Source organism: Acidovorax sp. K2F (assembly GCF_025246485.1).
Taxonomy (GTDB): Bacteria; Pseudomonadota; Gammaproteobacteria; order Burkholderiales; family Burkholderiaceae_C; genus Acidovorax; species Acidovorax delafieldii.
Window position 1 is genome coordinate 1 of record NZ_JAOBSQ010000097.1, and the last position, 1,274, is coordinate 1,274.

General features: G+C 66.2%; 1 protein-coding gene. It reads left to right on the forward strand.

Going from position 1 to position 1,274, the window contains the following annotated elements; genetic code table 11:
• Positions 1-1,274, forward strand: a 1,274-nt coding sequence (locus N4G42_RS25410; RefSeq protein WP_260669171.1) for a putative bifunctional diguanylate cyclase/phosphodiesterase, incomplete at both ends; no start/stop codon positions are given.

Consider the following 1,274-nt stretch of genomic DNA (forward strand, 5'->3'; position numbering starts at 1 on the left):
GAACAGGAGATCGAACGCCTGGCGTTCTACGACGCGCTCACGGGCCTGCCCAACCGCCGCCTGCTGCTGGACCGCCTGCAACGCTCCATCGCCGCCTGCCAGCGCACCAGGAACCTCGGGGCCCTGCTGTTCATCGACCTCGATAACTTCAAAGACCTCAACGACACCCTGGGCCACGACATGGGCGACCAGCTCCTGGCCCAGGTCGCCGCCCGCCTGGTGGGCAGCGTGCGCGAAGCCGACACCGTGGCCCGCTTCGGCGGAGACGAATTCGTCGTCATGCTCGAAGCCCTGGCCCCCGACCTGCAAAACGCCGCCACCCAGGCAGAAACCGTCGCCGAAAAACTCCTGGCCAGCCTGAACCAGCCCTTTGACCTGGACGGCGCCCAGCACTACAGCACCCCCAGCATCGGCATCACCCTCTTTGGCGACGAACGCCTCACCGTGGACGAACTCCTCAAGCGCGCCGACCTGGCCATGTACCAGGCCAAAGCCGCAGGACGCAACACCCAGAGATTCTTCGACCCTGACATGCAGGCAGCCGTCAACGCCCGCTCCAACCTCGAAGCCGACCTGCGCCAGGGCCTGGCCCGGGGCGAGTTGCTCGTGCACTACCAGCCCGTCGTGGACCACCACGCCCGCCTGCTGGGCGCAGAAGCCCTGGTGCGCTGGCGCCACCCCCAGCGCGGCATGATCAGCCCCGGCGACTTCATCCCCCTGGCAGAACAGACCGGCCTCATCCTCCCCCTGGGCCAATACGTGCTCCAGACCGCCTGCGAACAACTGCAGCGCTGGAGCCAGCACCCAGACACCGCCCACCTGTCCATCTCCGTCAACGTCAGCGCCCGCCAGTTCCGCCAACCCGGCTTCGTGGCCGAAGTGCTGCAAACCCTCAAGAACCACAACGCCGACCCCCGGCAACTCAAGCTCGAACTCACCGAAAGCCTGCTGCTGGGCGACATCGAAGACACCATCGCGCGCATGGTGCAGCTCAAGAGCGAAGGCGTGGGGTTTGCGCTCGATGACTTCGGCACCGGCTATTCCAGCCTGAGTTACCTCAAGCGCCTGCCGCTGGATCAGGTGAAGATCGACCAGAGCTTCGTGCGGGACGTGCTGACGGACCCGAACGACGCGGCGATTGTTCGGACGATCCTGGCGCTGGCCAAGAGCCTGGATTTGGAGGTGGTGGCGGAGGGGGTGGAGACGACGGGGCAGCTGTCGTTCCTGAGGCTGCACGGGTGCGAGGGGTTCCAGGGGTATCTGTTTGGAAGGCC